The sequence below is a fragment of the Ruminococcus sp. Marseille-P6503 genome, from assembly GCF_900604945.1.
Taxonomy (GTDB): domain Bacteria; phylum Bacillota; class Clostridia; order Oscillospirales; family Ruminococcaceae; genus FB2012.
The window spans coordinates 1,210,848-1,236,531 of sequence record NZ_UWPB01000001.1 but is presented as its reverse complement, the minus strand read 5'-3'; the positions used below and the strand labels follow the sequence as shown (position 1 = coordinate 1,236,531).

Below are 25,684 nucleotides of genomic sequence, written 5' to 3'. Positions count from 1 at the left end.
CACACTATGAAGGATACAGCTTTATATTTGTATGAATTTGATACGTTTGATTTTCTACAGCTTATCCTTAATAAGCTGAGCGACCGATTCAGCGTCGTCGGTTATGACCAGCGCCGCAAAGCCGTTTTTCTCAAAAACAACCGCGTCCCGCGCTTTCTGCGCTTCGGAGGGACTGTAGCCTTCATAGACTTCCGCTCTTGCCTCCTTGCGCTTTTCAAGCAGCCGCGCGGCGTTTTCTGCGTCGCCGTCGGCAGGCTTTAAAACTGTGATCTCGTCCGCGTATTCGCCTGATTCGCAGAACAGTATCCCGCCGTCGGACAGCTGTGAATATTCAATGGAATACAGCTTAGAGCAGTTTTCCTCAAATCCGCTGTCGTCAAAGTAAAATGAGGCGTCAAGCCTTGCGCCGCTGTCCTTTACCTTTTCGAGAATTTCCCTGACGCTGACGTTATCCTTGCCGTCTGAGGCGTTTGACTGCCGACCGCCCTCGTCCGAACCGCAGCCTGCCGGTACAGTGATCAAAACGCAGGCGCATAATATGCAGTGGATCGTTTTTAGTTTTCTTTTCATTGCTTTCATTCCGTTTCATTTTATTGTTTATAACCCAGCGCCTATGTCCCCGCCTTCTTTAGAAGGCGTTTCCATATCAGACTTTCAGTAGAGGAATGTAATCCCCCTACTGAAACCCTGAGGAGCTAAGCTCCTGCGGCGCAGGTTGCTTCGTCGCAGCCGATGTAGAGCGAGCTCACATCGGGCTTTACTCCGAATTAAATGACGGGGCGGTACCCCTTATTGAAAAGTATAGCATTAAACTCGGCAAAAATCAACGCTCCGGCTTAAAGTCCCTTCAGCGGAAGTATTTTGCCGTAGCTTGAAGCTCTGGCGGCGGCTTTCCGCTGAAAATCAAAGACCTTGATTTTTCTGCCGGGATATGCTAGAATATACATAGCGATATAGGACGGCGTCGGCCTGAGCGCTTAATGACGCTGTCTGCTGCGAAAATTATCACGAAAGAAGAATTGCGATGACTAAATACGTTGTACTGCTCTGCGACGGAATGGCTGATTATCCCGTTGAGGAGCTTGGGAACAAAACCCCGATGGGCGCTTCCCGCACGCCGAATATGGATAAGCTGGCGAAAAAATCCACGATAGGTCTGGTAAAAAGCGTTGCCGACGGTCTGAAGCCCGGTTCCGACGTGGCGAACCTGTCCATACTCGGCTATGACCCGGCGATATATTATTCCGGACGCTCTCCGCTGGAGGCAGGCTCTATAGGCATAGATATGAAGCCTACCGACGTTTCTTTCAGGTGCAATCTTGTAACTGTTTCGGACGAGGATAATTATGAGGACAAGACGCTGCTTGATTACTGCGCCGACGATATTTCAACAGAGGAAGCGAAGGTTCTTATCGAATATCTTGCCGAGCATTTCAACAGCGATGAATTTCAGCTGTATTCAGGCGTTTCCTACCGTCATTGCCTGATTTGGAATAACGGAACTCTCGACGTGGGAACGCTGACTCCTCCTCACGATATTACCGGCAGACCTGTAAAGGAGTACATACCAAGGCATAAGAACGCCGCCGCGCTGTATGATATGATGGTAAAAAGCTATGACCTGCTGAAGGATCACCCGGTGAATAAAGCAAGGATAGCCGACGGCAAAAGACCTGCGAACTCTATGTGGTTCTGGGGCGAGGGAGTAAGAAAAGCGCTTACGCCCTTTGAGGAGAAGTATAAGCTCAAAGGCTCTATGATCTCCGCGGTGGATCTGCTTAAAGGGATCGGAAAATTCAGCGGAATGAACGTTGTCGACGTTCCGGGAGCTACCGGCTATATTGACACAAATTTTGAAGGAAAGGCTCAGGCGTGCATAGACGAGCTTGCAAAGGGTCAGGATTTTGTCTATATCCACGTTGAAGCTCCCGACGAGTGCGGTCACCGTCATGAGATCGAAAACAAGAAAAGCTCCCTCGAGCTGATAGACGAAAAGATTCTGGGACCTGTTCTGAGCGCGCTGGAGCAGTACGACGATTATAAAATACTTATCTGTCCCGACCATGCAACGCCTCTTTCGCTGAAAACTCATACCAACGACCCCATTCCGTTTATGATGTATCATAAAGCCGCGGAAACAGCGGGTCAGCCTGAGTTTACCGAGGAAACCGCAAAGAATACGGGGCTTTATGTAGACAAGGGTCATACTCTTATGCAGATGTTCTTTGATCTGTAAGCCTGCCGCTTTAAAATAAAAGCCGCGGGATCATGTAAAAAAACGGCGGACGGTATCTTTGCTGCAATACGCAGCAAAGGTATCGTCCGCCGTTTGCATTTAACGGAGAATGATTTTTCGCTTCGTCTTTTATTAAAAATTAAGCTTATCCCTGTCGGTGATCTGCCTGATAACCCTGCACGGATTTCCGGCAGCCAGAGAGCGGGGAGGAATATCCCTTGTCACTACGCTGCCTGCACCGATAACGCAGCCGTCTCCTATAGTAACTCCGCCGCAGACCACAACGTTGCTTGCAAGCCAGCAGTCGTTTCCGATGGTGATTGGTCTTGCGTACTCAATATCGTATACCTCTCCGCTGCCGCGGGTCCTCATTCTTCTCTCCTCAGGGTCGAAAGAATGCATTGGCGGCGCCAGAGTGACGTTAGGCCCGCAGAATACGTTGTCGCCTATAACAACCGGACAGCAGTCAAGCACGGTGAAATTGAAGTTTGCATAAAAGCTCTTTCCCACCTTTGTGAAAACGCCGTAGTCAAAATAGACAGGGCCCTGTAAAAACGCGCCGTTTTCCCTTTCAGGCAGCAGAACGTCAAGGATCTCCTTTCTTTTTTCAAAATCGTCCTCATATGTGTCGTTGTAGTCCTTAGAAAGCTTGTGAGCCCTTACTCTCAGCTCTGTAAGCTCTTTGTCCGACGGGTCGTAAGGCATTCCCGCCAGCATCTTTTCCTTTTCTGTCATAATCGTGTTTTTACCTCCTTTATAATATCTTTCTCGGGAAGCCCGTTTGTACGGGCAGGGAATATAACATGAACGGATTTCCCCCGACTCTTAGGCGGTACCCCTTATTGAAGCCGCTATCCGATACTATTACAAGTGCTGCGAGGTGTAGAGCTGATAGTAATCTCCCTTTTTCGCCATCAGCTCGTCGTGAGAGCCGCATTCCGTAATTCCCTTGTTGTTTATATACATTATCTTATCACAGTTTTTGATCGTTGACAAGCGGTGAGCGATGATAAACGAGGTTCTGCCCTTAAGCAGCTGCATAAGCCCCTGCTGTAAAAGCCTTTCGGTTCTTGCGTCGATAGACGACGTAGCCTCGTCCAGAACAAGTATCTTCGGGTCTGAAAGCAGCGTTCTTGCAAAGGCTATAAGCTGCTTCTGCCCTCCGGAAAGCTTGGAGCCTCTTTCGTTTACCTCCGTAAGGTAGCCGTCCTTCATTTCCTTTATGAACTCGTCGGCGCATACTACCTCGGAAGCCCTTATGACCTCCTCCTCGGTGGCGTCAAGTCTGCCGTAGCGTATATTGTCAAGTATCGTTCCGCTGAAAATAAAGCTGTCCTGAAGCATTATGCCCATCTGTGAACGCAGCGAGTGAAGCGTTACTTCGCTTATATCCTCGCCGTCAATGGTGATCCTGCCGCTGCTGAGATTATAGAATCTGGAAAGCAGCGATACGATGGTTGACTTTCCCGCTCCCGTCGGTCCGACAAGGGCAATGCTTTCTCCTGCCTTTACGTCAAAGGAAACGTGCTCCAATACGTTTTTATCCTCCTCATAGGCAAAGGTAACGTCCTCGAAGCTTATGTTGCCGGTAATATCCTTCATTTCGTGAGCGTCCGGCTTGTCGTCGACAGTGACCGGCTCGTCGAGAGTCTCAAAGATTCTTTCAAGATAGGCGATATTGTTGATAAAGTTGTTGAACAGATTTGAAAGGTTGAGAATAGGCTGCCAGAAGCTTGAGGCGTAGCTTGTCATGGCGGCTATCGTTCCGAGTGTAACGGTTGCGGGACTTAAAAGCAGCAGTCCGACGGCAAAAATAGCCGCTCTTACCAGAATGGAAATGTTATCCACGCTGGGCCACACAAGGTTTGAGTAGGTTACGGCTTTTAGCCAGCTTTTACGGTAGCGCTGCGAAAGCCGGTCGAAAATTTCCTCGTTTTCCTCCTCTCTGGTAAATATCTGGGTGATTCTGACTCCTGTAATGCTTTCCTGAAGATACGCGTTAAGGTTGGAGCTTTTATTTGAAACGTCCTGCCAGGCTTTGCGCTGACGTTTTTTAATCGTCATCATTACAAGCACGAAAAGCGGAAGTCCCGAAAGCACCACAAGCGAAAGCCTTACGTCTACGAAAAACATGAATATCATGATAAACAGCATATTCAGAAATTCGAGAATAACGTTTATAACGCCGTTTGAAAGCATATCCGAAACCGAGTTGACGTAGTTTACAACTCTTATGAGTATCTTTCCGTGAGGCCTGTCGTCATAGTACTGGAAGGGAAGTCTCTGAAGATGCGCAAACAGGTCGGTTCTTATATCGAAAATGATGTCCTGACCCACAACGGTCATGATCCTTGACCTTATGTTTGAAAAGGCTATGGAAACCGCCAGAGTCAGCACCAGCAGTCCTCCCAGCAGGAAAAGCTGCGGAACGTTTTTGTCGGGAATGGTTTTGTCAAGCGCGTACTGAGTGATAAGCGGACCCAGCAGTCCGGAAACCGCGGCAAATACGCTGAGAACAAGCGCCGCTATCATCTTCCTGCGGTATTTTTTCATGTATTTGAAGGAACGCTTTAAATGCCGGAAGTCAAACGGGGTCTCAAGAACCTCGTCAACATCGTATCTGTTTCTTGCCATTTAAACCGCCTCCTTCCCGAAGCCCTCGTTCTGAAGCTTAAACACTTCGTAATAGTAGCCCTTTTTGGCTAAAAGCTCCTCGTGGGTGCCCGCTTCCTTGATTTTGCCGTTCTCCAGAATGATTATTTTGTCTGCGTCCTTTGTGGAGGAGATACGCTGAGCGATAATGATCTTGGTGCAGGTGAAATCCAGATTTTCAAGGCTTTCCTGTATGTGCTTTTCGGTTTCCATATCTACCGCCGAGGTTGTGTCGTCAAGAATAAGTATAGCCGGCTTTATCGCCAAGGCTCTGGCAAGGGATATTCTCTGCTTCTGACCGCCTGAAAGTCCTACGCCCCGCTCGCCTATCAGAGTTTCATAGCCGTCCGGCATTTTTGTGATAAAGCCGTCGGCGGCTGAAAGCTTCGCGTACTTTCTTACGTCCTCCTCCGGCATACCGGAGTCGCCGAAGGCAATATTTCCGTCGATTGTATCTGAAAAAAGCAGAACGTCCTGCGTAGCCATACCTATGTTTTTTCTCAGCTGCCTGAGCTTTCTGAACTTTACGTTTACTCCGTCTACGAGGACCTCGCCCTGAGAAACGTCGTAGAATCTGGGAATAAGGTTGATAAGCGTCGTTTTGCCAGAACCGGTCTCTCCCATAACGGCAACGGTCTCGCCCGGCTTTACGGTGAAGGAAATATTGTCAAGCACCGTTTTCCTGCCGTATTTAAAGGTAACGTTTCTGAACTCTATTTCACCCCTGAGCCTGCCTCCGCAGTCTTCGGCGTCCTCTCTGTCAGCGATCCTGGGGTGGGCGTAATATATCTCGATTATTTTCATGGCGGAAGCCATAAAGCGCTGCAGATCGTTGATGTAGATACCAAGGTTTCTGACCGGGTTGGCGATCGCCCATATAAGTCCCGAAATAGCTATGTACTCGCCCATTGTAATGGAATCTCTGATAAGGAACATTCCGCCGCCCAGCAGCATTACTACCGAAAGCACGTTTGCAAAGCTTTCCATGTAGGGAGAATATTTCAGCCACAGCAGGGAGGCTTTTTTGTTTGAGGAAGAATAGTCAAGATTGGATTTCTGGAATTTTTCCTTTTCAAATTCCTCTCTGGCAAAGGCCTTTACCACACGGTTTCCCGAAATGTTCTCCTGCGCGTCGGTATTCATTTTGGCGAGCTTTTCTCTCAGCTCGACATAGACCGGCTTGGCGGCTTTCTTGAACATAAGCATTACAATAAATATAAACGGCGTTACGGCAAACAGCATTAACGCAATTTTCCAGTCGATGATAAAGAAATAGATCATCGAAGCTGTAAAAAGCGAGAATGACTCCACAATGCCCTTAAAGACCCACGATACCGCATGACGCACCATATCAAGGTCGCCGGTAAGCCTTGTCATAAGATCGCCTGTACGGTTTTTGTCGTAAAAGTCCATGTCCTGATTCTGGATCCTGTGAAACAGATGATTTCTGATCTTGTAGATCATGCCCTGGGACGATATTTCGTAGGTCATGTTGCAGGCGTACTGAAAAACCGTCCTCAGCAGAGTAAAGCCTATCATGCAGACAAGCAGTACGATAAACCCGTCGCGGTCGTTTTTAAGGTTCTCCGCCGCGTTTTCGCCGGTTATGTAGACGTCTACTATCTCCGAGCTGAAAAAAGGCGTCGTCAGATACAGAGCGTTGCACACAAGGGACAGTACAAGCGCCGTAACGTAAATTTTTCTGTAGCCTTTCAGATTGTGCCAGAGCCATTGGATCTGAAACATATGATTTCCTCCCTTCACATTGCATTTTTGTGCACTATGATTTTCTTTTGCTTCCTGTCATATAAAAATATGAAACCTTGTTCCTTTTCAAGGCTATTGGTATTATATACTCATAGTTTGATAAAGTCAAGAGGGTTTTCAAAATAAATCTTCGTCGTTTGCACAGTTTTAGCGGCGTATATAGCTAAAAATATAGCGCGTTTGCACAAATTATTAATATTCTGCAAAGCCGTCGGCTGCATGACCCGCAAAGAAATCGTTTTCGGCACTTCTGTAAAAATTTTAAAGCGAAAAGCCATTAATAAATAGTATTATAAATCTATTATAAAAACGGTAAAAACGTGACGTCTGACCGATCCTTAAGGCTAATTTCCTGGCTTGCTTTGCTATAAACGCTCCGCCGCGGCTTTCAGCGTATGCAGAATATGCTGAAAATAATTATAAACGATAAAAATATTATGCTTTATTTACGAAAAAGGCATTGACAAAAAGGGTGCGGTTGGTGTATCATTATACTGTAAACGTTTTACTCTGTCGAGTAAAATACATATATTGATTTTATCGGAGGTATAATTTTATGGCTGAATTTTTCAAGGATATTCCTAAGATCAAGTATGAGGGACCAAAGTCCGAAAATCCGCTGGCATTCAAATATTACAATCCCGACGAGGTAGTCGGCGGAAAGACTATGAAGGAGCAGCTTAAATTCGCGCTTTCATGGTGGCACACAATGGGCGGCGACGGAACGGATATGTTCGGCTGCGGCACAACCGACAAGACATGGGGCGAGGCTTCTCCCGAGGCGAGAGCAAAAGCTAAGGTTGACGCTGCCTTTGAGATCATGGACAAGCTTTCCATTGAGTATTTCTGCTATCATGACCGCGACCTTTCGCCTGAGTACGGCGACCTTGCCACAACTAACGCAAAGTTTGACGAGATCGTTGACTATGTAGCTGAAAAGATGGCTGCCGACCCTTCAAAGAAGCTTCTCTGGGGTACCGCAAAGTGCTTTGACCACCCCAGATATATGCACGGCGCCGGAACCTCGCCTTCCGCGGACGTTTTCGCTTATTCCGCGGCTCAGATCAAAAAGGCTGTTGACTCCACCATAAAGCTCGGCGGAAAGGGCTATGTTTTCTGGGGCGGAAGAGAAGGCTATGAAACTCTGCTCAATACCGACATGGCTCTTGAGCAGGACAATATGGCAAGGCTTATGAGAATGACCGTTGACTACGCGCGCTCCAAGGGCTATACTGGCGATTTCTATATCGAGCCCAAGCCGAAGGAGCCTACCAAGCACCAGTATGATTTCGATACGGCTACCGTTCTCGGCTTCCTGAGAAAATACGGCCTTGATAAGGATTTCAAAATGAACATCGAGGCTAACCACGCTACACTCGCGCAGCACACCTTCCAGCACGAGCTGAGAGTTGCCAGAGATAACGGCGTATTCGGTTCGATCGACGCTAACCAGGGCGATATGCTCCTCGGCTGGGATACCGACCAGTTCCCGACAAACGTTTACGATGCGGCTCTCTGTATGTACGAGGTGCTCAAGGCAGGCGGCTTCACAAACGGCGGTCTGAACTTTGACTCCAAGGCAAGAAGAGGCTCCTATACTATGGAGGATATCTTCTACAGCTATATCGCTGGAATGGATACCTTTGCTCTCGGTCTGAGAATCGCCGCCAAGATGATCGAGGACGGAAGGATCGACAGGTTTGTAGAGGACAGATACGCTTCCTGGAAGACCGGAATCGGCGCGGACATTATTGCCGGCAAGGTAACAATGGAGGATCTTGAAAAGTACGCGCTTGAAAAGGGCGAGGTTACCGACAGTCTTTCCAGCGGCAGACAGGAAATGCTTGAAAGCATTCTCAACAACATTATGTTTAATCTTTAATTTAATAAGCTTCAAAACCGGCTGTGCTCAGGCATAGCCGGTTTTTTGGTAAATATGTCGAAAAAAGCAGAAATAAATATGTTTATTATAGATATTGACTTTTATTAGGCAAACTTGTATAATTTAATTAGAAATCAATTCCTTAAAATCCTTAAAAGATAAAATAGCGCATTGATTCCCACGGCTTCATTCATTTAAATTAATCAGAAAGGACTGATAACCATGAAAAAACAACTGATAGTCATTGTTTTGACCGCTCTTGCAATTTTATCGGCGGTATCCTGCTCGGATTCTGATACCTCGTCTACCGGCGCGGCGCCGGCGGATTTATCGGCTTCGGAAGCTTCTTCTGAAAGCTCTGAAGCAGAATTATCCTCCGACAGAGATTCCGATACGTCGTCGCAGCCGGATGAATCCGACGCGTCGTCGCAGACAGACGAAAAAACCTACACTATAACCGCTGCCTATGATAACAGCTGGGAAATATCCGATAAGGAAACCTTAGACAGAATCGACGAGTGGCTTGAGAAGGTCGGCGCTGTTTGCGAGGACTATGCTCTTGAAGATGATGATTACCCCAAGGTAGGCGGAACCTATGGCTATATTATCAAGACCGACGGCGATAATTACGAAAAAATGTACTTTGTTACGACGACCCGCCTTGATCTTGGTGAGGAATATGAACATCAGAACAATTTCTCGGTAAATCATAAGCCCTATGAGCTGCCCTGGGAGTATATTGACGAGATCGAAGGGATACTGGCGCCGATAGATCCCAAAGCAAAAACCTATACCATAACCGAAAGCTACGAAAACAGCTGGGATATAACAGACAGAGATATTATTGCCGAGATAGATACCTGGCTCGGCGAAGTGTTGTACATCTGTGAAGATTATAGGCTTGAAGATGATGACTACCCCATGGTAGGCGGAACTGAGGGCTTTATAATCAAGACCGACGGCGATAATTATGAAAAAATGTACTTTGTTACGACGACCCGCCTTGATCTTGGTGAGGAATATGAACATCAGGACAATTTCTCGGTAAATCAGAAGTCCTACGAGCTGCCCTGGGAGTATATCGACCGTATAAGCGAAATAATTGAAAATTCAAAGGAATAAGCTTAAAGCCGCGTACAAAGGAGCACAGTCCTCTGTACGCGGCTTTTTTATTTCTTCCCGCTTCTGAACATGACCGCGAGATTCAGCGCGGCAAGAGCGAATATAGATATTTCTATTAAAAGCATTTTAAATTTTCCTTTCACTTTGCTGTTATATAAAGGACAAGCCCCATGAACCTTACCATGGGGCATATTTGTAAACTAGCTATTCGGAGTAGACCCTGAGAATTTCGCTGAGCTTTTCCTTAGCTATATCCGCGGCATAGTTAGGGGAAAGTATCTTCGCCTTGCTTCCGAACTGGAAAAGCCAGCCCCAGAAGGTAGGCGCGAGCTGAACCTCGGTGTTTATGTAGAAGCTGTTTTCTCCGTCCGGATGACATATTATCTTTTCACCGAACCGATCTATCACCACGTTTATAAGCGAATTGTCAAACCTTATCCGCAGCAGCTCCTCTTTTCCGCCGTACATTGAATATAGGGATTTCTGGCTTCTCAGCTCCTTTTCCTCCGGCTCCGCAAGCTCCTTGCGCTTTAAGTCGGTAAGCTCCACCATAGTCATTCTGTCCACCCTGTAGCGGCATATCTTTCCATGCTTATGGCAGAAGCAGGCAAGATAATAATTGTCGTTTTCCCATATAAGCTGAAAAGGAGATACGGTATATACCTCGCCGCCGTGTCTCAGCTGCTTTTTCTTTTCCAGATTGAATTCAAAATACCTGAAGCTTATCTGACGGTCGCAGAATATACCGCTCTGGATCGTGTTGATGTTATAGTAGATCGATTCGTTAAAGGTTTTCGTGCGGCTGTCTACATAAATAGACCGTCTCAATTCTCCCGCCTTGAACTCGCTTGTAAGCGTCTGAAGCTTTCTGATAAGCTCGTTGGATTTCTTGATCGTTAGAAACTTAGAGGACGCGACCGCGTCTGCCAGCACGAACAGCTCCTCGTCCTGAAACAGTCTTTCGCCCAGATAATAAGCGTTTGAATGTCCTCTTTTGGTCGTTTCGATATTAAGACCGCTGTCGCAGAGCGTAGCGATATCGTCGTAAATCGTTTTCCGCTCCGCCTTGATTCCCTCCGCCGCCAGAATATCTATAAGCTGATTTCCCGTAAGCGGATGCTCCTCGTCTGTTTTCTGCCTGAAAAGCGCTTCCATTCTCAGAAGCTTCTGCTTTTGTCTGGATACTCCTGCCAACTGTTATTCCTCCCCGCCGCGTTTCAGATCCGAAACTTTGATTCTTGAGCCGTCCGGCTCAATGATCGTCATGCTTTCAAGCTGACGTTTTAAATTTCCCGTTACCGCCGCCCTGTATTCGTCCCTGAGTCGCTGTCTTTCAGCCTTTTCCTCAGCGGTAAGCTCGCGCGAACGTGAAATCGCCGTCAGCTCGGACAATCTGTCAAGCTTTTTTTTCTCCATAAATTTTTACACCCTTACGGCAGCGCCCCCCAAAGGACGCATACCCTCTTTCTGATGTTTTGCGTCGGGAAAGCTCCCGTACGCCTCCTCGGTTTCTTACACAATAAAACCTCGGTGAATCCAGCCGTATCAGTAGGAAAATATGCCGCCGTTGTTTTTTCTTTATGTCCGTCCGCCGCTCAGCTTTCTTTGTCTGTAAGCTGAATTTTATTTCCGGCAGTTTTTAAGGCGCGGCTATTCTTTATTCTGCGCCGCTTTTTTATCTCTTCTGTACATATTTTCACCCAAATGTGCTGACAAAACATATTATAACACATCTTTTCGGATTTTTCAACGTCAAAATGCACAAACTGTCCATTATAATTCCCTCATTTTGACCAAAAATTATTAAATTTTTTTTACCTCTTGACAAATTGAAAATATGTGGTATTATTATAATTAGAAAGATAAGAACATTAGTTCAATAAAATTTATGTGTAAAGAACAAAAGAAATAAGAAGCCGCGCGCGCCCATATAAAGACCTGCCCGAATAAGAGGCGTATTCAGGCTGTCCGTTTATGCGAAGCGCGCCGAAACTGAAACGGAAAAGGAGACAGAAAATGAAAAGACTTTACGAAAGCTACAGACAGACGGCAGACGAGCTTGCCGCTCATATCAGACGCCTGAAGGAGGAAAGGCTGAGCCGTCGCGACCCGGACGAGCTTAACCGTTTAAACGCCAGGATCGAGCTGCTGGAAACGGAAAGGGCAGAGCTTATAAGGGTATGCGCTCAGCTCAGGGCATATACTGAGCCGAAGCCCGCGTCGCCCAGCATGGCGGCCCGTATTGCCAAGGCAGGCGCGTAATGAGCAGGAGGGTAAGTTTAGACGAAACTGCCGCTGTTTTCAGCGTCGGCGGAATAGAGGCGGAGGAGGGCAGGAGGCTGTACAAAAACGCGCGGGAGCTGCTTTGGAGGTGCGTTGACGACAATTTGACGAAAACGCAGAAACGCTATATAATATTATATTATAAGAAAAACCTGACTGTAACTCAGATAGCGGCGCTTTCCGGCGTAAATAAGTCCACCGTTTCCCGCACCATAAGCCGGGGGCGCGTAAAGCTTGCGTCCGCCGTGAGAATGAAGCTGCTTGAGGACATAGTCGGCGGCTGTGAGGAAAGGAATACCTGAATTGAAAGCTGAAACTCCTATAAACGATTTTGTGCAGAGCTACGCTGAAAGCGGAGTATCCCGTTTTCATATGCCCGGACATAAAGGCGTATCCCTGCACGGACTTGAAGCGCTTGACATTACCGAGATAAAGGGAGCCGGTTATCTTTACGAAGCCGGCGGCGTCATATCCGCCAGCGAGGAGGCTGCCTCGCGCATTTTCGGAACGGCGCGTACCTTTTATTCTACCGAAGGCTCAAGCCTGTCCATAAAGACAATGCTTTCCATAGCAATGCGCTGCCGTGGGAGCAGAAGCGGACGAACAAGGATAATAGCCGCCAGAAACGCTCACAAGGCGTTTATAGACGGCTGTATACTGCTTGATATAGACCCGGTGTGGATATATTCCAAAACTCCGTCGGCGTCGGTCTGCGGCTGCCGTGTAACCCCGGAGGACGTCAGATCCGCGCTGGATACCGCTCCCGACGCGGCGGCGGTTTATATTACCTCGCCGGATTATCTGGGCAATCTGACGGATATAAAGGGAATATCCCGGATATGCAAAGCTTACGGCGTTCCGCTGCTTGTAGACAACGCTCACGGCGCGTATCTGAAATTTCTTTCCCCCTCGTTGCACCCGATAGATCTGGGAGCGGATATGTGCTGCGATTCAGCTCACAAAACCCTGCCCGTATATACGGGAGGAAGCTATCTTCACATTTCGCGTTCCGCCCCTGAGGAATTTTCACGCTGCGCGAAGGCTGAAATGTCTTTGTTTGCCTCGACCAGCCCCTCGTATCTTATAATGGGCAGTCTTGACAAATGCGCCGGAGAGCTTGAGGGAGCTTTGCCTGAGCGCATAAGAAAGTGCTGCCGCAGAACGGAGCTTGCGAGAAAAAGAACAGAAGCCTGCGGCTGGGAAACCGCGGGAGACGAGCCTATGAAGCTTACCGTCTGTCCCGGCTCCCGCGGCTACAGCGGAAACGAGCTGGCGGAGCTTATGAGAACCTCCTACAGAATAGAATGCGAGTATTCAGACTTCTCGTCAGTGGTTTTCATGCCGTCGCCTTATAACGACGAAAGGGATTTCTATAGGCTTGAATACGCTTTCAGGAATATACCGAAAAAGCCCGCCCTTAAAGCGGAAACTGAAGCGCTTCCGAGAACCGAAACGGTTATGAGCCTGAGAGAAGCCTGCTTTTCCGTCTCCGAGGAAATACCGGCGGATACGGCGGAGGGAAGAATATGCGCAAGACCTGCGTTTTCCTGTCAGCCCTCGATACCGCTGATAACCGGCGGAGAGATTTTTACCGCCGCTATAATAAAAATTTTAAAAAACTATAGCATTTTCACTGTAAGTGTGGTAAAATAGAATAAATCGAAAACGGGCGGCAGCCTGTCGGTCCGAATACGCCGGCCGCGCGCGGAATATTTTTGGAGAAACGGTAATGAAAAAGCTGTTGATCGGATTGTTTTTTATAACTCTGGACATAAGCGTCGGCTTAGGTACAGCCTCAATAGAGCTTATTCCGGATTTTATCGGATATTTTATTCTTATGAGCGGTCTGAAGGATTTTTCACAGGAGAATGAAAATTTCAGTAAGGCGCAAAGGCTGTGTATTCCCTTAGCCGCCGCGGCGCTGGTTCTTTATGTGCTGAACATATTCGGATTTTCCTATTCTGACGGCGAATCCTTAAACATTCTGCCGTTTGCCGCGGAGCTGCTTTGCGTCGCCGGAGAGCTTTACGTTACCTATCAGATATGTCAGGGAACGGAAGATATTGAACGCCGCTTCAAATGCGATCTTAATTATGATAAGCTCAAGCTTGCATGGTCGATAATGGCGGCCGCGCTTGCAGGCGCTTATCTTTCGGTAATGATACCTGTCGTTTCCGCCTGCTGCGTAATGATAAGCTTTGCGTTCGCGGTAGTTTTTCTGGTGCAGTTCAATACGGCAAGGCTCAGGTACAACTATTTTTTTCACAAGGATTAAACGGAGGTAATTTTTATGAAACTTGTATATGCCATTGTAAACAGCGACGATACATACGCCGTATCAAAGGGTCTGCTTAAAAAGGGTATCCGCGCCACAAAGCTTGCCTCAACGGGAGGCTTCCTTTCGTCGGGCAACACGACCTTTATGATCTGCTGTCAGGACGACGAGGTGGATACCGTTATCGAAGCCTGTAAGGAACATTCTCGCAAAAGGAAGCAGTTTGTTCCGTCCGCGACGGTTCTCGGACCTGAGGGAGGGGCTTCCTATCCGGTTGAGGTAACGATAGGCGGAGCTACTATTTTTGTGACCGATATCGAACGCTTTGAAAAGGTATAGCGGTCAGCGGACTGAGCGGCGGAGCATAATATCTGCTGAAAGGAGGATAAGCCGCGGGTCAGGAGAACGGAGCCGCGGCGGGATATTTATATTATGAAAATATACTCCAATGAAGAAAACATAAAGCTTATATCCTCCATGCTCTCAAAAGGCAGAGAGCCTCATTCAATAGCCGTATGCGGAGAAAAGGGACAGGGGAAAAAAACTCTGGCGAAATATATCGCCGCGACGCTTTTGTGTCAGAATGATAAAAACAGACCCTGCGGCGTCTGCAAATCCTGCCGTATGCTGGAGCATAACGCTCACCCCGACTTTATCACCGCTCAGGCGAATGAAAACGGAAATTATCAGGTAGAAACTATACGCTCGCTTGTTTCCGACGCCGTTGTAAAGCCGAACGAAGGCAGGTTCAAGGTTTATCTTATCCCTGATCTGGACAGATCGCTGAGCACCTCGGTGCAGGTGCAGAATATTCTGCTTAAGCTTATTGAGGAGCCTCCCGCTCACTGCGTGATAATTCTTACCGCGTCGTCTAAGCAGACGTTTCTGAAAACGATAATCTCCAGAGCGCTCTGTCTTGCCGTACAGCCCTGTACCGACGCCGATTCGGCGGATTTTCTGAGATCGCTGAAAAAATATACCGAAAGCGACGTCAGAGCGGCGGTAGCCTGCGGTCACGGCAATATAGGAAGATGTCTTGACTTTCTTGAGGGCGACGTTCTGCCCGCCGCCTATAAAATAGCGGTCGGCTGCACCGAAGCAATGCTTGCCCGCGACGAATATGAGATACTGCGCTCGCTTTTCGGAGCCGACGGAAAAAAGGCGGTATTCAGACAGTCGCTGGTTTTTCTCAGCGAAATAGCAAGGGACGCCTGCGCCGCAAGACTGGGAATAGGGAGCAGCTTCGGCTGTTTTCCCGAGGGAGCGGCAGGGCTTGCCGGGGCGCTTGATGAGGAAGCCTTAAGACAGCTTTACGAGCTGCTGTGCGAATACATAGGAAAAACTGATTCAAACTGCAATCTTTCCCTTACGATGAACAGCCTGTCGGGAGAGATGTGCTCGGTCATAAACAGACCCGCCTGAAAATAATGCAAGGACGCTGTTTTCCGGCTTGGGAGCAGCGGCGAAAAGGAAAGGAACGGTGAAAAAATTGCTCGAAATAATCGGAGTAAGATTCAAATCAATAGGAAAGGTTTATTATTTTGATCCTCACGGACTTGATATAAAAATGAACGATAAGGTTATAGTTGAAACTGCCAGAGGCGTTGAATGCGGAGAAGTAGTGCTGTGCGGACGGGAAATAGACGAAGGGCAGTTTGCAAATCCGGTAAAGCCGGTAATAAGAAAAGCTACCAAGCAGGATTTCGCGGTTATAGAAAAAAACAGGAAAAGGGAAAAGGACGCTTTCAGTATCTGCGAGGAAAAAATAAAGCTGCACAAGCTTAAAATGAACCTTATAGACGTTGAATGTACCTTTGACAACAGCAAGCTGCTGTTTTACTTCACCGCTGACGGACGCATAGATTTCCGCGAGCTTGTAAAGGACCTTGCCGCCGTATTCCGCACCAGAATAGAGCTAAGGCAGATAGGCGTGCGCGACGAGGCGAAAATGCTGGGGGGACTGGGAATCTGCGGTCAGCCCTTCTGCTGCTCCAGATTTCTCGGAGAATTTCAGCCTGTGTCCATCAAAATGGCAAAGGAGCAGTCGCTGTCGCTTAATCCCACCAAAATATCCGGCACCTGCGGCAGGCTTATGTGCTGTCTGAAATACGAGCAGGACAGCTATGAGGAGCTGCTGAAAACCACGCCAAAAGCGGGAGCTATCGTCAGAACCGCCGACGGAAAGGGCGTCGTTGAGGAAGCGAATCTGCTTACGGGAAAGCTGAGGATAAAGTATGATAAGACCGACGCGGTCGCTACCCTTGACAAGTCGGAGGTAGAGGTGCTTAAGGACGCGGTGATAAGGCTTAATAAAAACGAGCTGAAAGCCCTTAAGGAGCTGGAGGACAAATAGCCGATATATACTCAATTAAAAGCAATAAAAAATAACGGGCGGTCACAGGCATATTCTGCGGTTTTTATGAAAATACGCAGAAAGCTCTGTGACCGCCCGATAATGTTCAGGCTTGCCGAATGTGAAAAAGCTGACGCTTATTTTGCCTGCGCGGTGACTCTGAAGGTCATACCGCCGGATTCGTATTTTGCGGTTATCCTGCATTTATGGGAATCGCAGATAGCTTTGGCTATGGAAAGCCCTATTCCGTAGCCTCCCGTTTCTCGCGACCGGGAGGAATCCGCTCTGTAGAACCGGTCGAAAAGTCTTGAAAGCTCACCCTCCGGCTTGACAGAGCAGGGGTTGTGAACGCTCAGCTCAAGCTGTCTGTGCTCCGCTTTAAGACAAAGCCTAATCTCTCCTCCGTCGTCGGCGTACTTTACCGCGTTGTCGAGAAGTATGGAAACAAGCTGTCTTATCATTCCCTCGTCCCCGGTAAATTCTATTCCGTTCTGAATATCCGTTGAAAGGGATTTTCCCCTTGAGGCCGCAAGGGTGCTGAACGGGCTTGCGGCGTCGTAAACGGCGTCGCTTATATTGAATTTTTCAAATACCGTTTTTATTTCCTCGTCCATTTTTGAAAGGGTAAGCAGATTTTTTATAAGCTCGCTGAGCCGCTTGGTCTGATTCTTTATGCTTGCCGTCCATTCCGAGCCGCCTGCCGTAAGCTCCAGAACCTCGGTATTTGCGGAGATTATCGCCAGGGGAGTCTTTATCTCATGTCCGGCGTCGGTTATAAACTGCTTTTGCTTTTCCATGCTTTCAATAACGGGGCGTATCGCTCTTTTGGAGAATACCGCTATCAGTACGCTTACGACCGCCAGACCCGCAAAGCCTATGGCAAGGGAGATGGCAAGAAACTGGTATCTGGTTTCAAGCTGACTGCGGCAGTCCACAAATACAAGCAGGCTTCCTTCGGAGCTTTGCGAAACGGCGTATCTGTAATTTCCCGACCAGCCCTTTTCCGAGCTGCCGCGCAGCGCCTCGTTTGCATACTCAGCAGCGTCGTCCGAAGTAACCGCGGCGATGTGAGAGGTATCGATCGAGGTTATCTGTCCTCTTTCGTCGGCTCTGACTGTGAAATATCGGGTAATATATTTAGTTTCGGGATTTATTCCCTTGCCGTCAAAGCCGGCAGACTGATCCCGTATATCCTCCGGCGGCTTGTCCGGCGCGGATTTTCCGAAGTCGGGAAGCTTTCCGTCATTCTGCGTTATCATGGCGAGAAGCTCGTCCGACTTAGCGTTCTGCTGGCACACGTTTATTATATTTATCGTTCCGATGATAACTACCTCGACCAGAAAAAGAGAAAATACCGCGATCAGCACGAACTTTCTCCGCAGCTTTTTTATCATGAAATGTCCTCCCCGTATCTAACCGGCGCGCTGAAAGCCGTATTACTTGCCTGACGTCTGCTCAAGTGTGTAGCCGACTCCGCGGGTCGCCTTGATCTCAACGTCCGCGCCGATGGAAGCCAGCTTTTTTCTGATGTATGAAATATATACCCAGACTACGTTTATTTCCGCCTCTGAATCGTAGCCCCATATCCTGTCCATAAACTTTTCCGTAGATATAAGCAGATTCGGGTTTGACATAAGCATTTCAAGCATCTGAAATTCCTTGTTTCCCAGACGTACAGAGCCGTTTTCCGAGGAAAGCTCAAAGTTTTCGCGGTTCAGCGTTATGTTTCCTATCGTGAGCTTATTGGGAGCGAAGCCCGTATTTCTGCGGGTGAGCGCCCGTATTCTCGCCATAAGCTCGCCCGTCGCGAAGGGCTTGGTAAGATAGTCGTCCGCTCCTGAGTCAAGCCCCAGTATCTTATCGTCAAGCTCCGCCTTGGCGGTAAGCAGCAGAACGGGAGTATCCACTCCTCTGGAGCGCAGCAGCTTAAGCACGTCGATCCCGTTCATTTTAGGCATCATAATATCCAGCACTATTCCGTCGTAGTTCTGGCTCATTCCGTAATTCAGAGCGTCCGTTCCGTTGTAAACGGCGTCCACCGAATAGTGGTTGTGCTTCAGAATAGCGACAAGGGCGTTTGAAAGCTCTCTTTCGTCCTCGGCAAGCAGGATACGCATATATAAAACCTCCTTGATTTCTGTATACGTCGCGATTAGCTCCGTCTGAATTTATTATATATATTTCACCTTAAACCTACTTTAAATACAAGTATAGCATATAATTCTCCGGGCTTCAATACAGCCGTGTAAAAAAGCGCTGGTTTTATGGAGTCTGTTAATTTCCGCCGTTGACGTGCGACAGATTTCATAGTATAATTACAGAGGAATTGTTTTTTGCTTAACAGCGGCGGCTGTAACGAATATATACGAAAGGAAAAAGCCTGCTCAGGCAGGCGGGGTCTGTAAACATGGCAAGAGCTCTTCAGCCTTATCAGCTTATTGAAAGAAGCATTATAAAAAAATACCGCAAGGACGTCTGGAACAAGTTTGTTATGGGGATAAAGGAATATAAAATGATAAACGAGGGCGACCGTATCGCCGTCTGCATTTCGGGAGGAAAGGATTCGATGCTTATGGCGAAATGCCTCCAGCACCTCCAGAAGTATTCCGAAACGTCTTTTGAGCTGGAATTTCTGGTGATGGATCCCGGCTACAACGAGGTAAACAGGCAGAAGATAATCGACAACGCCAAGCTTATGAATATCCCTATACATATCTTTGAAACCCGTATATTCAATATAGTAGCCGGAGTAAACAGCAACCCCTGCTATCTCTGCGCCAGAATGAGGAGGGGACATCTCTATAAAAACGCTCAGGAGCTGGGCTGCAACAAGATCGCCCTCGGACATCACTTTGACGACGTTATCGAAACGATACTTATGGGAATGATCTACGGCGGACAGGTTCAGACCATGATGCCTAAGCTTCATTCAAAAAATTTCAGAGGCATGGAGCTTATACGTCCTCTATATATGGTGAGGGAAAAGCATATAAAGGACTGGGTAAGGTACAACGGTCTTGAGTTTATACAGTGCGCCTGCCGTTTTACAGAGGAATATTCAAAGCTTGAAAACAAGGGCGAGCTCTCAAAGCGTCAGGAAATAAAGGCTCTTATCGCAAGTCTTGCGAAGGACAACGAGTTTGTTGAAACCAATATTTTTAAGAGCGTCTATAATGTAAATCTGCGTACCGTTATCGAGTATGAATATAAGGGAAAAAGATACAATTTCCTTGATACCTACGACGACTACGACTGGGATAAGGAACATTCATACGAACCTGATGAGCCAGACGAACCTGATGAGCCAGATGAACCCGATGAGCCAGACGAACCAGACGAACCCGAAGAGCCCGACGAACCCGAAGAACCCGACGAGCCCGACGAGCCTGACGAACCTGACGAGCCTGACGAACCCGACGAATCCGACGAATCCTAGTACAAGCCGCGGACTGAAATACGGAAAGGAGTATGCAGGAAGCAATGGAAACTCAGCTTTCAAGACTTGAGCTTATATACGGCAGCGAAAAGGTCGCGTCGCTTGCGGACAAAAGAGTGGCGGTGTTCGGAGCCGGCGGAGTGGGCGGATATATAATAGAAGCGCTCGCGCGCAGCGGCATAGGAGCCATCGACATAATAGACAGCGATAAAGTAGCGCTTTCCAACCTCAACCGCCAGATCATAGCCGTAAGGGATACGATCGGAATGATGAAGACCGAGGCGGCGAAAAAACGCGTCATGTCCATATCTTCCGGCTGCGCGGTTACCGGGATTCCGAAGTTTTATTCTCCCGAAAATGAGGAGGAGTTCGATTTGTCGGCGTACGACTACGTTGCCGACGCGATAGATTATGTGCCGGGGAAAATATCTCTGGCGGTAAGGTGCCAGCAGCTTGGAGTTCCTGTTATAAGCGCTATGGGAGCGGGAAACAAAATACACCCCGAAATGCTTGAAATAGCGGATATTTATCAGACCTCGGTCTGTCCCCTTGCGAGAGTAATGCGCAGAGAGCTTAAAAAGCGGGGAGTAAAGAAGCTTAAGGTGGTTTATTCCCGTGAGGAAATAAAAAAGCCCCCGCATAGCGAGGGCAAAAAGCCGCTGCCCGGAAGCACGGCGTTCGTGCCTTCCTGCGCCGGACTTATCATGGCTTCTGTAATAATAAACGAGCTGCTTTCAGCCGGCTGATAAAACGCCGTCCTGCCGCTGTCCTGAACAAGAGCGGTATCAGGACGGCGGATTTTTTTATCCCTTCTCTTTCAGCTCCTCCGCGGTTACCGAAAAAACTATATGCGGCATATCAATGCCCATATAACGCTTGGTGAAAATGCTTCTTGGGAGCATTCCGTTTCTTATCGCGACCCTCTGGGAGGGAAGATTGTTTGTGCGTATTATGGAGCAGATCTCCTGCGCGCCCAGCTTTTCAAAGGCGTAGCTCCGGCAGGCGCCTGCCGCTTCACAGGCGTAGCCGTTGTGCCAGAAGCGTCGGTTGAAAAGATAGCCTATCTCCATTACCTCTCTGCCTCCGGCGTCCTGCATGGTTATCCCGCACTGACCTATCAGCTCTCCGCTTTCCTTCAATATTACCGCCCACAGCCCGAAGCCGTATTTTTCGTATCGGTCAAGCTGCCGCTGTATCCATTCTGAAACCTCCGAGTCAGAAAAGCCGTGCTCGTAAGCGTACATGGCGCGTTCGTCCTTTAGTATCGCCGCAATGTCCGTAAAATCTCCCATGGTCATTTCACGGAGAATAAGACGCTCTGTCTGTAAAATCATAATTCCAGTTCCTTCCGATATACTGTCAATAAACCTGTTTGTCAGCGTTTTTCCTCGGCTGATGAACAGGTTTTATTATATCACAAGCGGCTGGTTTAGTCAATAAAAGCGTTATCTTTGATATTTTCCGTCAATAAGCACAAAAATCATATTTGAAAACTGTAGCATATCACAAATTTTCTTCTGCCGAAAATTTTTTTGCCGGAAAGTTGCACGTTTATATGCAACTTTGCCCCTTTTTTTGCCTATAAGTGAGAGGGGTTTACAGAAGGACCCGAAGAAAGGAAGGATCAACAGTGAAACAGATAGATACAAAGGATTTTGCCCTGTTCTTTTCCAGAACGCGCAACGCGGCGGAGGCGGCGATCGCGGCGGGAATAAGTCCGCTGAGAGCCAGACTCGAGGGCATAAGGCTTCTGTCAGACAGGCGGACAAGACGTCAGCTTGAAGCGGCGGACAGGCTCAGGGAAAAGGAGCGGTGCGAGGTAAGAGCAGGGCTGGAAAGGCTGGCGTACGGCAGGGTAAACGACGCGGCGGCGCTGGTTTTCGCGGAGGAGATAACTCCCCATATGCTTGCCGAGGCGGATCTGTTCAACGTTTCGGAAATAAAGAGGATAAAAGGCGGCGGAGTCGAGGTAAAGTTTTTTGACCGGCAGAAAGCGCTGGAGAAGCTGAAGGAGCTTGATATGCAGCTTAAAAACGACGAAAAGGCAAGAAATCTTGTAGAGGCGGTATACGGCTCCTCCGGCGGAGAAATAGTAAGCGACAGTCCTCTGGAATGTGAAAGCGATGATTAAAAAGAACGGAAGGATAGGCTGGCAGGACTTTTCCCCCAAGCAGAAAATGGTGTTCAACTGGTGGAAAAACCAAGGCTCGAGGGATAAGGAGGGAATAATCTGCGACGGCGCGGTGAGGTCGGGAAAAACCCTTTGTATGTCCATGTCCTTTGCCGCGTGGGCGTCTGTCAATTTCAGCAACGCTGCCTTCGGTATCTGCGGAAAGACCATAACCTCAGTAAGGCGGAATCTGGTAGCGCCCCTTATCGCCAATTCTTCGGAATGGGGACTTGAAATAACCGAAAACCGCACGAAAAACTACCTGGACGTAACTTTCGGCGGCACAAGCAACAGGTTCTATCTTTTCGGAGGAAAGGATGAAAGCTCCGCCTCGCTTATTCAGGGAGTGACCCTGAGCGGAATACTGCTGGACGAAGTAGCGCTTATGCCCCGAAGCTTTGTCGAGCAGGCGGTGGCAAGGTGCTCGGTCGCGGGCTCCAAGCTGTGGTTCAACTGTAATCCCGAAAACAGGTATCACTGGTTCAAAAAGGAGTGGATAGACAAGGCGGCGTCCAAAAATCTTATATATCTCCACTTCGCGCTGGAGGACAACCCCTCTCTTACTCCGGCGATCATCAGGCGTTACCGCACAATGTTTACGGGAGCGTTCTATCAGCGCTTCGTGCTTGGAAGCTGGACTGACGTTTCCGGCCGCGTTTACTCTGTGTTCGACCCGAAGCTGCACGTTGTAGCCTCGCTTCCCCAAAGCTTTTCGCGCTATGCCGTAAGCTGCGACTACGGAACGGTGAATCCCTCCAGCTTCGGGCTGTGGGGCGAAAGCGGGGGAGTATGGTACCGTATAAGCGAGTATTACTACGATTCACGCAGAGAGGGTCAGCAGCGAACCGACGAGGAGCATTATGCCGCGCTGGAAAAGCTGTGCGGCGAGAGAAGCGTAAGTCTGGTCGTGTGCGATCCGTCCGCCGCCTCGTTTATCGAGTGTATACGCCGTCACGGAAAATTTCCCGTCGCTCCCGCCGCCAACGACGTGCTTTCGGGAATAAGACGGGTAAGCGACGCCTTAGGTCTGGGAAAGATCAAAATACATTCCTCCTGCGCCGATACCATAAGGGAATTTTCGCTTTACCGCTGGGACAAAAGCTCCGTCCGCGACGCTCCCGTAAAGGAGAACGACCATGCAATGGACGATATCCGCTATTTTGTGACCCGCTTTTTAAGCGAAACGCAGCCGCCCTTCTGCGTGATTTCCCTTGACAGACGGCAGACATAAGAACAAGAAAGGAAGGACAGCAATTTGAATATATTCAGAAAAAAAGCGCCGTCCCCGTCCGGCAGGCTTTCCTGCTCGGCTCAGAGGGAGGTCTACAGGCTGTGTCCCTCGTGGAACAGCTTTGAAACTCAGTTTTATGAAAACCTCAGAGCCGAGGTTCCGGTGCTGGACGCCTGTATCGGCAAGATAATACGTCTTTGCAACGATTTTAAGGTGGTCTGCGGCGATAAGCAGGCGCAGAAGCATATGGACGGCTTTGCGCTGAATGTCGCGGCGGGCATTTCCGGCAGGTCCCTCAGCTGCTTTGCCGATATGTGGCTGGATACCCTGCTTACCTACGGAAAAGCGCTGGGAGAGATAGTAATAGATCCGCGCCGCAGACGAATAAACGGTCTGTACATAGCCGATCCGGTAATGTTCGGAGTCCGCGGGGGAAAGGACCCTCTCGATATGAGGATAATAGAGAACGCCTCGGGAGACGAGGTAAAGCTGACGAGGCCGGAGCTTCTCCTTTACTCAACGCTGAATCCGTCGGTAAAGCACCCGGAGGGAGTGTCGATACTGCGGGGAACGCCCGCCCTCAGCGAGGTGCTTATGAAGATATACCGCTGTATAGGTCAGAACTTCGACCGGGCCGGAAACGTCCGCTATGCCGTAACCTATAAGCCCTCCGACGACCCTGCCGACAGGGCGTTCGCGAAGGACAGGGCGCTGGAGATAGCCCGTGAGTGGTCGGACGGAATGAGCAGCGCGAGAAACGGCGTGATAAAGGATTTTGTAGCGGTAGGCGACGTTCAGATAAAGGTCATAGGAGCGGACAGCCAGATAATAGATACCGAAATACCCGTCCGTCAGCTGCTGGAGCAGATAATATCCAAGCTTTCAATACCTCCGTTCCTGCTGGGGCTTAACTGGTCTACAACCGAAAGAATGTCCTCTCAGCAGGCGGATATCCTGACGAGCGAGCTTGAGTATTACAGGCGGCTGCTTACGCCGGTGCTGCTGAAAACGGCAGAAACGTTTCTGCGGCTGAGCGGCTTCGGATGCGGCTGTGAGATCCAATGGGAAAACATAAATCTTCAGGACGAAACCGAGCTTGCCAGAGCCAACTACTACAACGCCCTTGCCGAGGCGGGCAGATTCGGAGCGGACGCCGCTGACGACTTGATATAACCTATTTACCGATGTTCCACGCCTTCTTAATACGGCGGGGCTCATTCGGTCATTCAGTTGGGGATATAATCCACCGCTGAATACCTACGGAGCTAAAGCTTCCGATGAAAAGCCACGCTTACATCGGGCTTTGCTCCGAGTTAAAGACAGAAAGGAGAACAGCAATGGAAAACGACTTTACGCTTGACGAAGCGCTGCTTGAAAAGCTGAACAGGTATACCAGAAAGCCTGTTTCGGCGCAGGAGGTTTATACCTTTCCGGTTATCCTCTGCGACAACGAGATAGACCGGGACGGCGAACGCTTTTCCGTTCCGGCGCTTGAAAGACTGGCGGAGCTTTTCGTGGGAAAGACGGGAATTTTCGACCACGACCCCAAGGGTGAAAACCAGACGGCGAGAATATTCGACTGCGGGGTGAAAACCCTTTCGGACAGGCTGACCGCCGCCGGAGAGCCGTATACCTGCCTTGTGGCTAAGGCGTATATGATGAGAACGGATAGGTCGAAGGACCTCATCGCCGAGATCGAGGGCGGAATAAAAAAGGAGGTGTCGGTAGGCTGCTCGGTAGGCAGAAAGCTGTGTTCGGTGTGCGGAGCCGATCTCAGAGAAAATCCCTGCGGTCACATAAAGGGGAAATATTATGACGGAAAGTTGTGCAGCGTTATTCTCGACGAGCCGACCGACGCCTACGAGTGGTCGTTCGTAGCGGTTCCTGCTCAGCGCAACGCCGGAGTTACCAAGACCTACGGCGCGGGAGCCGCGGCGGACGATATAAAAGCCCTGAAAAGCGAGCTTTCACGCTGTGAGGAGCAAAATTTCAGAGCCTGCGAGCTTCTTAAACGGGAAATAATGTCCCTCAGCTTTCTCTGCCGCCCGATAATGGCGGTGGAAACGGTCAGGACGCTTACCGAAAGCCTGAGCTTTTCACAGCTTGAAAAAATGTACTCGGCTTTGAAAGATCGCTGCTCGAGGGAGGACGTTTCTTTTCAGCTGGAGCGGAAGACGCCGGAAACAAGCGGCGGCGAAAACAGCAGCTTCAAGCTTTGAATCAGGAATCGGCAGGCTTACTGCCCGAAAATACAAAAAGAAATACGGTCGTAATACC

Annotated in this window: 25 protein-coding genes; 16 read left to right on the top strand and 9 right to left on the bottom strand. The window is 48.8% G+C overall.

Annotated elements, in window-relative coordinates:
* Nucleotides 1–54: 54 nt before the first annotated feature.
* The gene (locus tag EIH25_RS05730) at nt 55–570 is read right to left on the bottom strand and encodes a DUF4358 domain-containing protein (RefSeq protein WP_164489166.1); all 516 of its coding nucleotides are present in this window, start codon (nt 568–570) and stop codon (nt 55–57) included.
* Between the two features lie 454 nt (nt 571–1,024).
* On the opposite strand from EIH25_RS05730, the gene EIH25_RS05725 reads away from it, so the two are divergent.
* Entirely contained in the window at nt 1,025–2,236 is a 1,212-nt protein-coding gene (locus EIH25_RS05725; protein WP_124099440.1) for a cofactor-independent phosphoglycerate mutase, read from the top strand.
* A gap of 132 nt (nt 2,237–2,368) precedes the next feature.
* Here EIH25_RS05725 and EIH25_RS05720 read toward each other — a convergent pair whose 3' ends face one another.
* The 3 genes from EIH25_RS05720 to EIH25_RS05710 form a co-directional block, all read right to left on the bottom strand.
* Nucleotides 2,369–2,971, bottom strand: a complete 603-nt coding sequence (locus tag EIH25_RS05720; protein WP_124099437.1) for a sugar O-acetyltransferase — start codon at nt 2,969–2,971, stop codon at nt 2,369–2,371.
* Between the two features lie 129 nt (nt 2,972–3,100).
* Nucleotides 3,101–4,870, bottom strand: a complete 1,770-nt coding sequence (locus EIH25_RS05715) for an ABC transporter ATP-binding protein (protein WP_124099435.1) — start codon at nt 4,868–4,870, stop codon at nt 3,101–3,103.
* The gene (locus EIH25_RS05710) at nt 4,871–6,634 is read right to left on the bottom strand and encodes an ABC transporter ATP-binding protein (RefSeq protein ID WP_124099433.1); all 1,764 of its coding nucleotides are present in this window, start codon (nt 6,632–6,634) and stop codon (nt 4,871–4,873) included.
* A gap of 577 nt (nt 6,635–7,211) precedes the next feature.
* On the opposite strand from EIH25_RS05710, the gene xylA reads away from it, so the two are divergent.
* Nucleotides 7,212–8,537, top strand: a complete 1,326-nt coding sequence (gene xylA, locus EIH25_RS05705) for a xylose isomerase (RefSeq protein WP_124099431.1) — start codon at nt 7,212–7,214, stop codon at nt 8,535–8,537.
* Between the two features lie 222 nt (nt 8,538–8,759).
* Complete coding sequence (locus tag EIH25_RS05700) at nt 8,760–9,659, top strand: hypothetical protein (RefSeq protein ID WP_124099429.1); 900 nt, start codon at nt 8,760–8,762, stop codon at nt 9,657–9,659.
* A gap of 204 nt (nt 9,660–9,863) precedes the next feature.
* Here the strand turns inward: EIH25_RS05700 and EIH25_RS05695 are convergent, their stop codons facing one another.
* On the bottom strand, nt 9,864–10,853 hold the full coding sequence (locus EIH25_RS05695) for a WYL domain-containing protein (protein ID WP_124099427.1): 990 nt from the start codon (nt 10,851–10,853) through the stop codon (nt 9,864–9,866).
* A 3-nt stretch (nt 10,854–10,856) separates the two neighbouring features.
* Nucleotides 10,857–11,075 carry a DUF896 domain-containing protein gene (locus EIH25_RS05690; RefSeq protein ID WP_124099425.1) on the bottom strand — a complete coding sequence of 73 codons (219 nt, stop codon included), beginning with the start codon at nt 11,073–11,075 and terminating at the stop codon, nt 10,857–10,859.
* A 600-nt stretch (nt 11,076–11,675) separates the two neighbouring features.
* On the opposite strand from EIH25_RS05690, the gene EIH25_RS05685 reads away from it, so the two are divergent.
* From EIH25_RS05685 to EIH25_RS05655, 7 genes are all read left to right on the top strand, one after another.
* Nucleotides 11,676–11,921, top strand: coding sequence for a hypothetical protein (locus EIH25_RS05685; RefSeq protein ID WP_124099423.1), 246 nt, complete (start codon nt 11,676–11,678; stop codon nt 11,919–11,921).
* Nucleotides 11,921–12,244 (top strand): sigma factor-like helix-turn-helix DNA-binding protein, encoded by a 324-nt coding sequence (locus tag EIH25_RS05680; protein ID WP_124099421.1) that lies wholly within the window; start codon nt 11,921–11,923, stop codon nt 12,242–12,244. The genes EIH25_RS05685 and EIH25_RS05680 overlap by 1 nt, the downstream gene beginning before the upstream one ends.
* A 1-nt stretch (nt 12,245) precedes the next feature.
* Nucleotides 12,246–13,595 carry a PLP-dependent transferase gene (locus EIH25_RS05675; protein WP_124099419.1) on the top strand — a complete coding sequence of 450 codons (1,350 nt, stop codon included), beginning with the start codon at nt 12,246–12,248 and terminating at the stop codon, nt 13,593–13,595.
* A gap of 76 nt (nt 13,596–13,671) precedes the next feature.
* Complete coding sequence (locus tag EIH25_RS05670) at nt 13,672–14,217, top strand: hypothetical protein (RefSeq protein WP_124099417.1); 546 nt, start codon at nt 13,672–13,674, stop codon at nt 14,215–14,217.
* A gap of 15 nt (nt 14,218–14,232) precedes the next feature.
* A complete protein-coding gene (locus EIH25_RS05665; RefSeq protein WP_124099415.1) occupies nt 14,233–14,556 on the top strand; it encodes a cyclic-di-AMP receptor in 324 nt (107 codons plus the stop codon).
* 93 nt (nt 14,557–14,649) lie between these two features.
* Entirely contained in the window at nt 14,650–15,639 is a 990-nt protein-coding gene (locus tag EIH25_RS05660) for a hypothetical protein (RefSeq protein WP_124099413.1), read from the top strand.
* A gap of 67 nt (nt 15,640–15,706) precedes the next feature.
* On the top strand, nt 15,707–16,570 hold the full coding sequence (locus tag EIH25_RS05655) for a stage 0 sporulation family protein (protein ID WP_124099712.1): 864 nt from the start codon (nt 15,707–15,709) through the stop codon (nt 16,568–16,570).
* A 137-nt stretch (nt 16,571–16,707) separates the two neighbouring features.
* Here EIH25_RS05655 and EIH25_RS05650 read toward each other — a convergent pair whose 3' ends face one another.
* Nucleotides 16,708–17,964 carry a HAMP domain-containing sensor histidine kinase gene (locus tag EIH25_RS05650; RefSeq protein ID WP_124099411.1) on the bottom strand — a complete coding sequence of 419 codons (1,257 nt, stop codon included), beginning with the start codon at nt 17,962–17,964 and terminating at the stop codon, nt 16,708–16,710.
* A 42-nt stretch (nt 17,965–18,006) separates the two neighbouring features.
* Nucleotides 18,007–18,687: a response regulator transcription factor gene (locus EIH25_RS05645; RefSeq protein ID WP_124099410.1), complete on the bottom strand. Its 681-nt coding sequence runs from the start codon at nt 18,685–18,687 to the stop codon at nt 18,007–18,009.
* Between the two features lie 290 nt (nt 18,688–18,977).
* Here EIH25_RS05645 and EIH25_RS05640 point away from each other — a divergent pair, with 290 nt between their 5' ends.
* Nucleotides 18,978–20,006, top strand: coding sequence for an ATP-binding protein (locus EIH25_RS05640; protein ID WP_347561936.1), 1,029 nt, complete (start codon nt 18,978–18,980; stop codon nt 20,004–20,006).
* Nucleotides 20,007–20,050: 44 nt separating this feature from the next.
* Nucleotides 20,051–20,752, top strand: a complete 702-nt coding sequence (locus EIH25_RS05635) for a tRNA threonylcarbamoyladenosine dehydratase (RefSeq protein WP_124099710.1) — start codon at nt 20,051–20,053, stop codon at nt 20,750–20,752.
* A 57-nt stretch (nt 20,753–20,809) separates the two neighbouring features.
* On the opposite strand, the gene EIH25_RS05630 is transcribed toward EIH25_RS05635, so the two are convergent.
* Nucleotides 20,810–21,340 carry a GNAT family N-acetyltransferase gene (locus EIH25_RS05630; protein ID WP_124099408.1) on the bottom strand — a complete coding sequence of 177 codons (531 nt, stop codon included), beginning with the start codon at nt 21,338–21,340 and terminating at the stop codon, nt 20,810–20,812.
* A 296-nt stretch (nt 21,341–21,636) separates the two neighbouring features.
* Here EIH25_RS05630 and EIH25_RS05625 point away from each other — a divergent pair, with 296 nt between their 5' ends.
* From EIH25_RS05625 to EIH25_RS05610, 4 genes are all read left to right on the top strand, one after another.
* Nucleotides 21,637–22,137, top strand: a complete 501-nt coding sequence (locus EIH25_RS05625; RefSeq protein ID WP_124099406.1) for a terminase small subunit — start codon at nt 21,637–21,639, stop codon at nt 22,135–22,137.
* Complete coding sequence (locus tag EIH25_RS05620) at nt 22,130–23,407, top strand: PBSX family phage terminase large subunit (protein WP_206425686.1); 1,278 nt, start codon at nt 22,130–22,132, stop codon at nt 23,405–23,407. Before EIH25_RS05625 ends, EIH25_RS05620 begins: the two co-directional genes overlap by 8 nt.
* Before the next feature lie 24 nt (nt 23,408–23,431).
* Complete coding sequence (locus EIH25_RS05615; RefSeq protein WP_124099404.1) at nt 23,432–24,580, top strand: phage portal protein; 1,149 nt, start codon at nt 23,432–23,434, stop codon at nt 24,578–24,580.
* A 164-nt stretch (nt 24,581–24,744) separates the two neighbouring features.
* Entirely contained in the window at nt 24,745–25,626 is an 882-nt protein-coding gene (locus EIH25_RS05610; RefSeq protein ID WP_124099402.1) for a hypothetical protein, read from the top strand.
* Nucleotides 25,627–25,684: the final 58 nt, after the last annotated feature.

What these genes read in the sequence shown, in the direction of transcription:
- EIH25_RS05650 (WP_124099411.1), bottom strand. Translation starts at nt 17,964, where the DNA reads ATGATAAAAAAGCTGCGGAGAAAGTTCGTGCTGATCGCGGTATTTTCT.
- EIH25_RS05620 (WP_206425686.1), top strand. Translation starts at nt 22,130, where the DNA reads ATGATTAAAAAGAACGGAAGGATAGGCTGGCAGGACTTTTCCCCCAAG.
- EIH25_RS05640 (WP_347561936.1), top strand. Translation starts at nt 18,978, where the DNA reads ATGGCAAGAGCTCTTCAGCCTTATCAGCTTATTGAAAGAAGCATTATA.
- EIH25_RS05635 (WP_124099710.1), top strand. Translation starts at nt 20,051, where the DNA reads ATGGAAACTCAGCTTTCAAGACTTGAGCTTATATACGGCAGCGAAAAG.
- EIH25_RS05690 (WP_124099425.1), bottom strand. Translation starts at nt 11,075, where the DNA reads ATGGAGAAAAAAAAGCTTGACAGATTGTCCGAGCTGACGGCGATTTCA.
- EIH25_RS05720 (WP_124099437.1), bottom strand. Translation starts at nt 2,971, where the DNA reads ATGACAGAAAAGGAAAAGATGCTGGCGGGAATGCCTTACGACCCGTCG.
- EIH25_RS05700 (WP_124099429.1), top strand. Translation starts at nt 8,760, where the DNA reads ATGAAAAAACAACTGATAGTCATTGTTTTGACCGCTCTTGCAATTTTA.
- EIH25_RS05710 (WP_124099433.1), bottom strand. Translation starts at nt 6,634, where the DNA reads ATGTTTCAGATCCAATGGCTCTGGCACAATCTGAAAGGCTACAGAAAA.
- EIH25_RS05660 (WP_124099413.1), top strand. Translation starts at nt 14,650, where the DNA reads ATGAAAATATACTCCAATGAAGAAAACATAAAGCTTATATCCTCCATG.
- EIH25_RS05670 (WP_124099417.1), top strand. Translation starts at nt 13,672, where the DNA reads ATGAAAAAGCTGTTGATCGGATTGTTTTTTATAACTCTGGACATAAGC.
- EIH25_RS05715 (WP_124099435.1), bottom strand. Translation starts at nt 4,870, where the DNA reads ATGGCAAGAAACAGATACGATGTTGACGAGGTTCTTGAGACCCCGTTT.
- xylA (WP_124099431.1), top strand. Translation starts at nt 7,212, where the DNA reads ATGGCTGAATTTTTCAAGGATATTCCTAAGATCAAGTATGAGGGACCA.
- EIH25_RS05725 (WP_124099440.1), top strand. Translation starts at nt 1,025, where the DNA reads ATGACTAAATACGTTGTACTGCTCTGCGACGGAATGGCTGATTATCCC.
- EIH25_RS05730 (WP_164489166.1), bottom strand. Translation starts at nt 570, where the DNA reads ATGAAAAGAAAACTAAAAACGATCCACTGCATATTATGCGCCTGCGTT.
- EIH25_RS05685 (WP_124099423.1), top strand. Translation starts at nt 11,676, where the DNA reads ATGAAAAGACTTTACGAAAGCTACAGACAGACGGCAGACGAGCTTGCC.
- EIH25_RS05645 (WP_124099410.1), bottom strand. Translation starts at nt 18,687, where the DNA reads ATGCGTATCCTGCTTGCCGAGGACGAAAGAGAGCTTTCAAACGCCCTT.
- EIH25_RS05610 (WP_124099402.1), top strand. Translation starts at nt 24,745, where the DNA reads ATGGAAAACGACTTTACGCTTGACGAAGCGCTGCTTGAAAAGCTGAAC.
- EIH25_RS05630 (WP_124099408.1), bottom strand. Translation starts at nt 21,340, where the DNA reads ATGATTTTACAGACAGAGCGTCTTATTCTCCGTGAAATGACCATGGGA.
- EIH25_RS05665 (WP_124099415.1), top strand. Translation starts at nt 14,233, where the DNA reads ATGAAACTTGTATATGCCATTGTAAACAGCGACGATACATACGCCGTA.
- EIH25_RS05680 (WP_124099421.1), top strand. Translation starts at nt 11,921, where the DNA reads ATGAGCAGGAGGGTAAGTTTAGACGAAACTGCCGCTGTTTTCAGCGTC.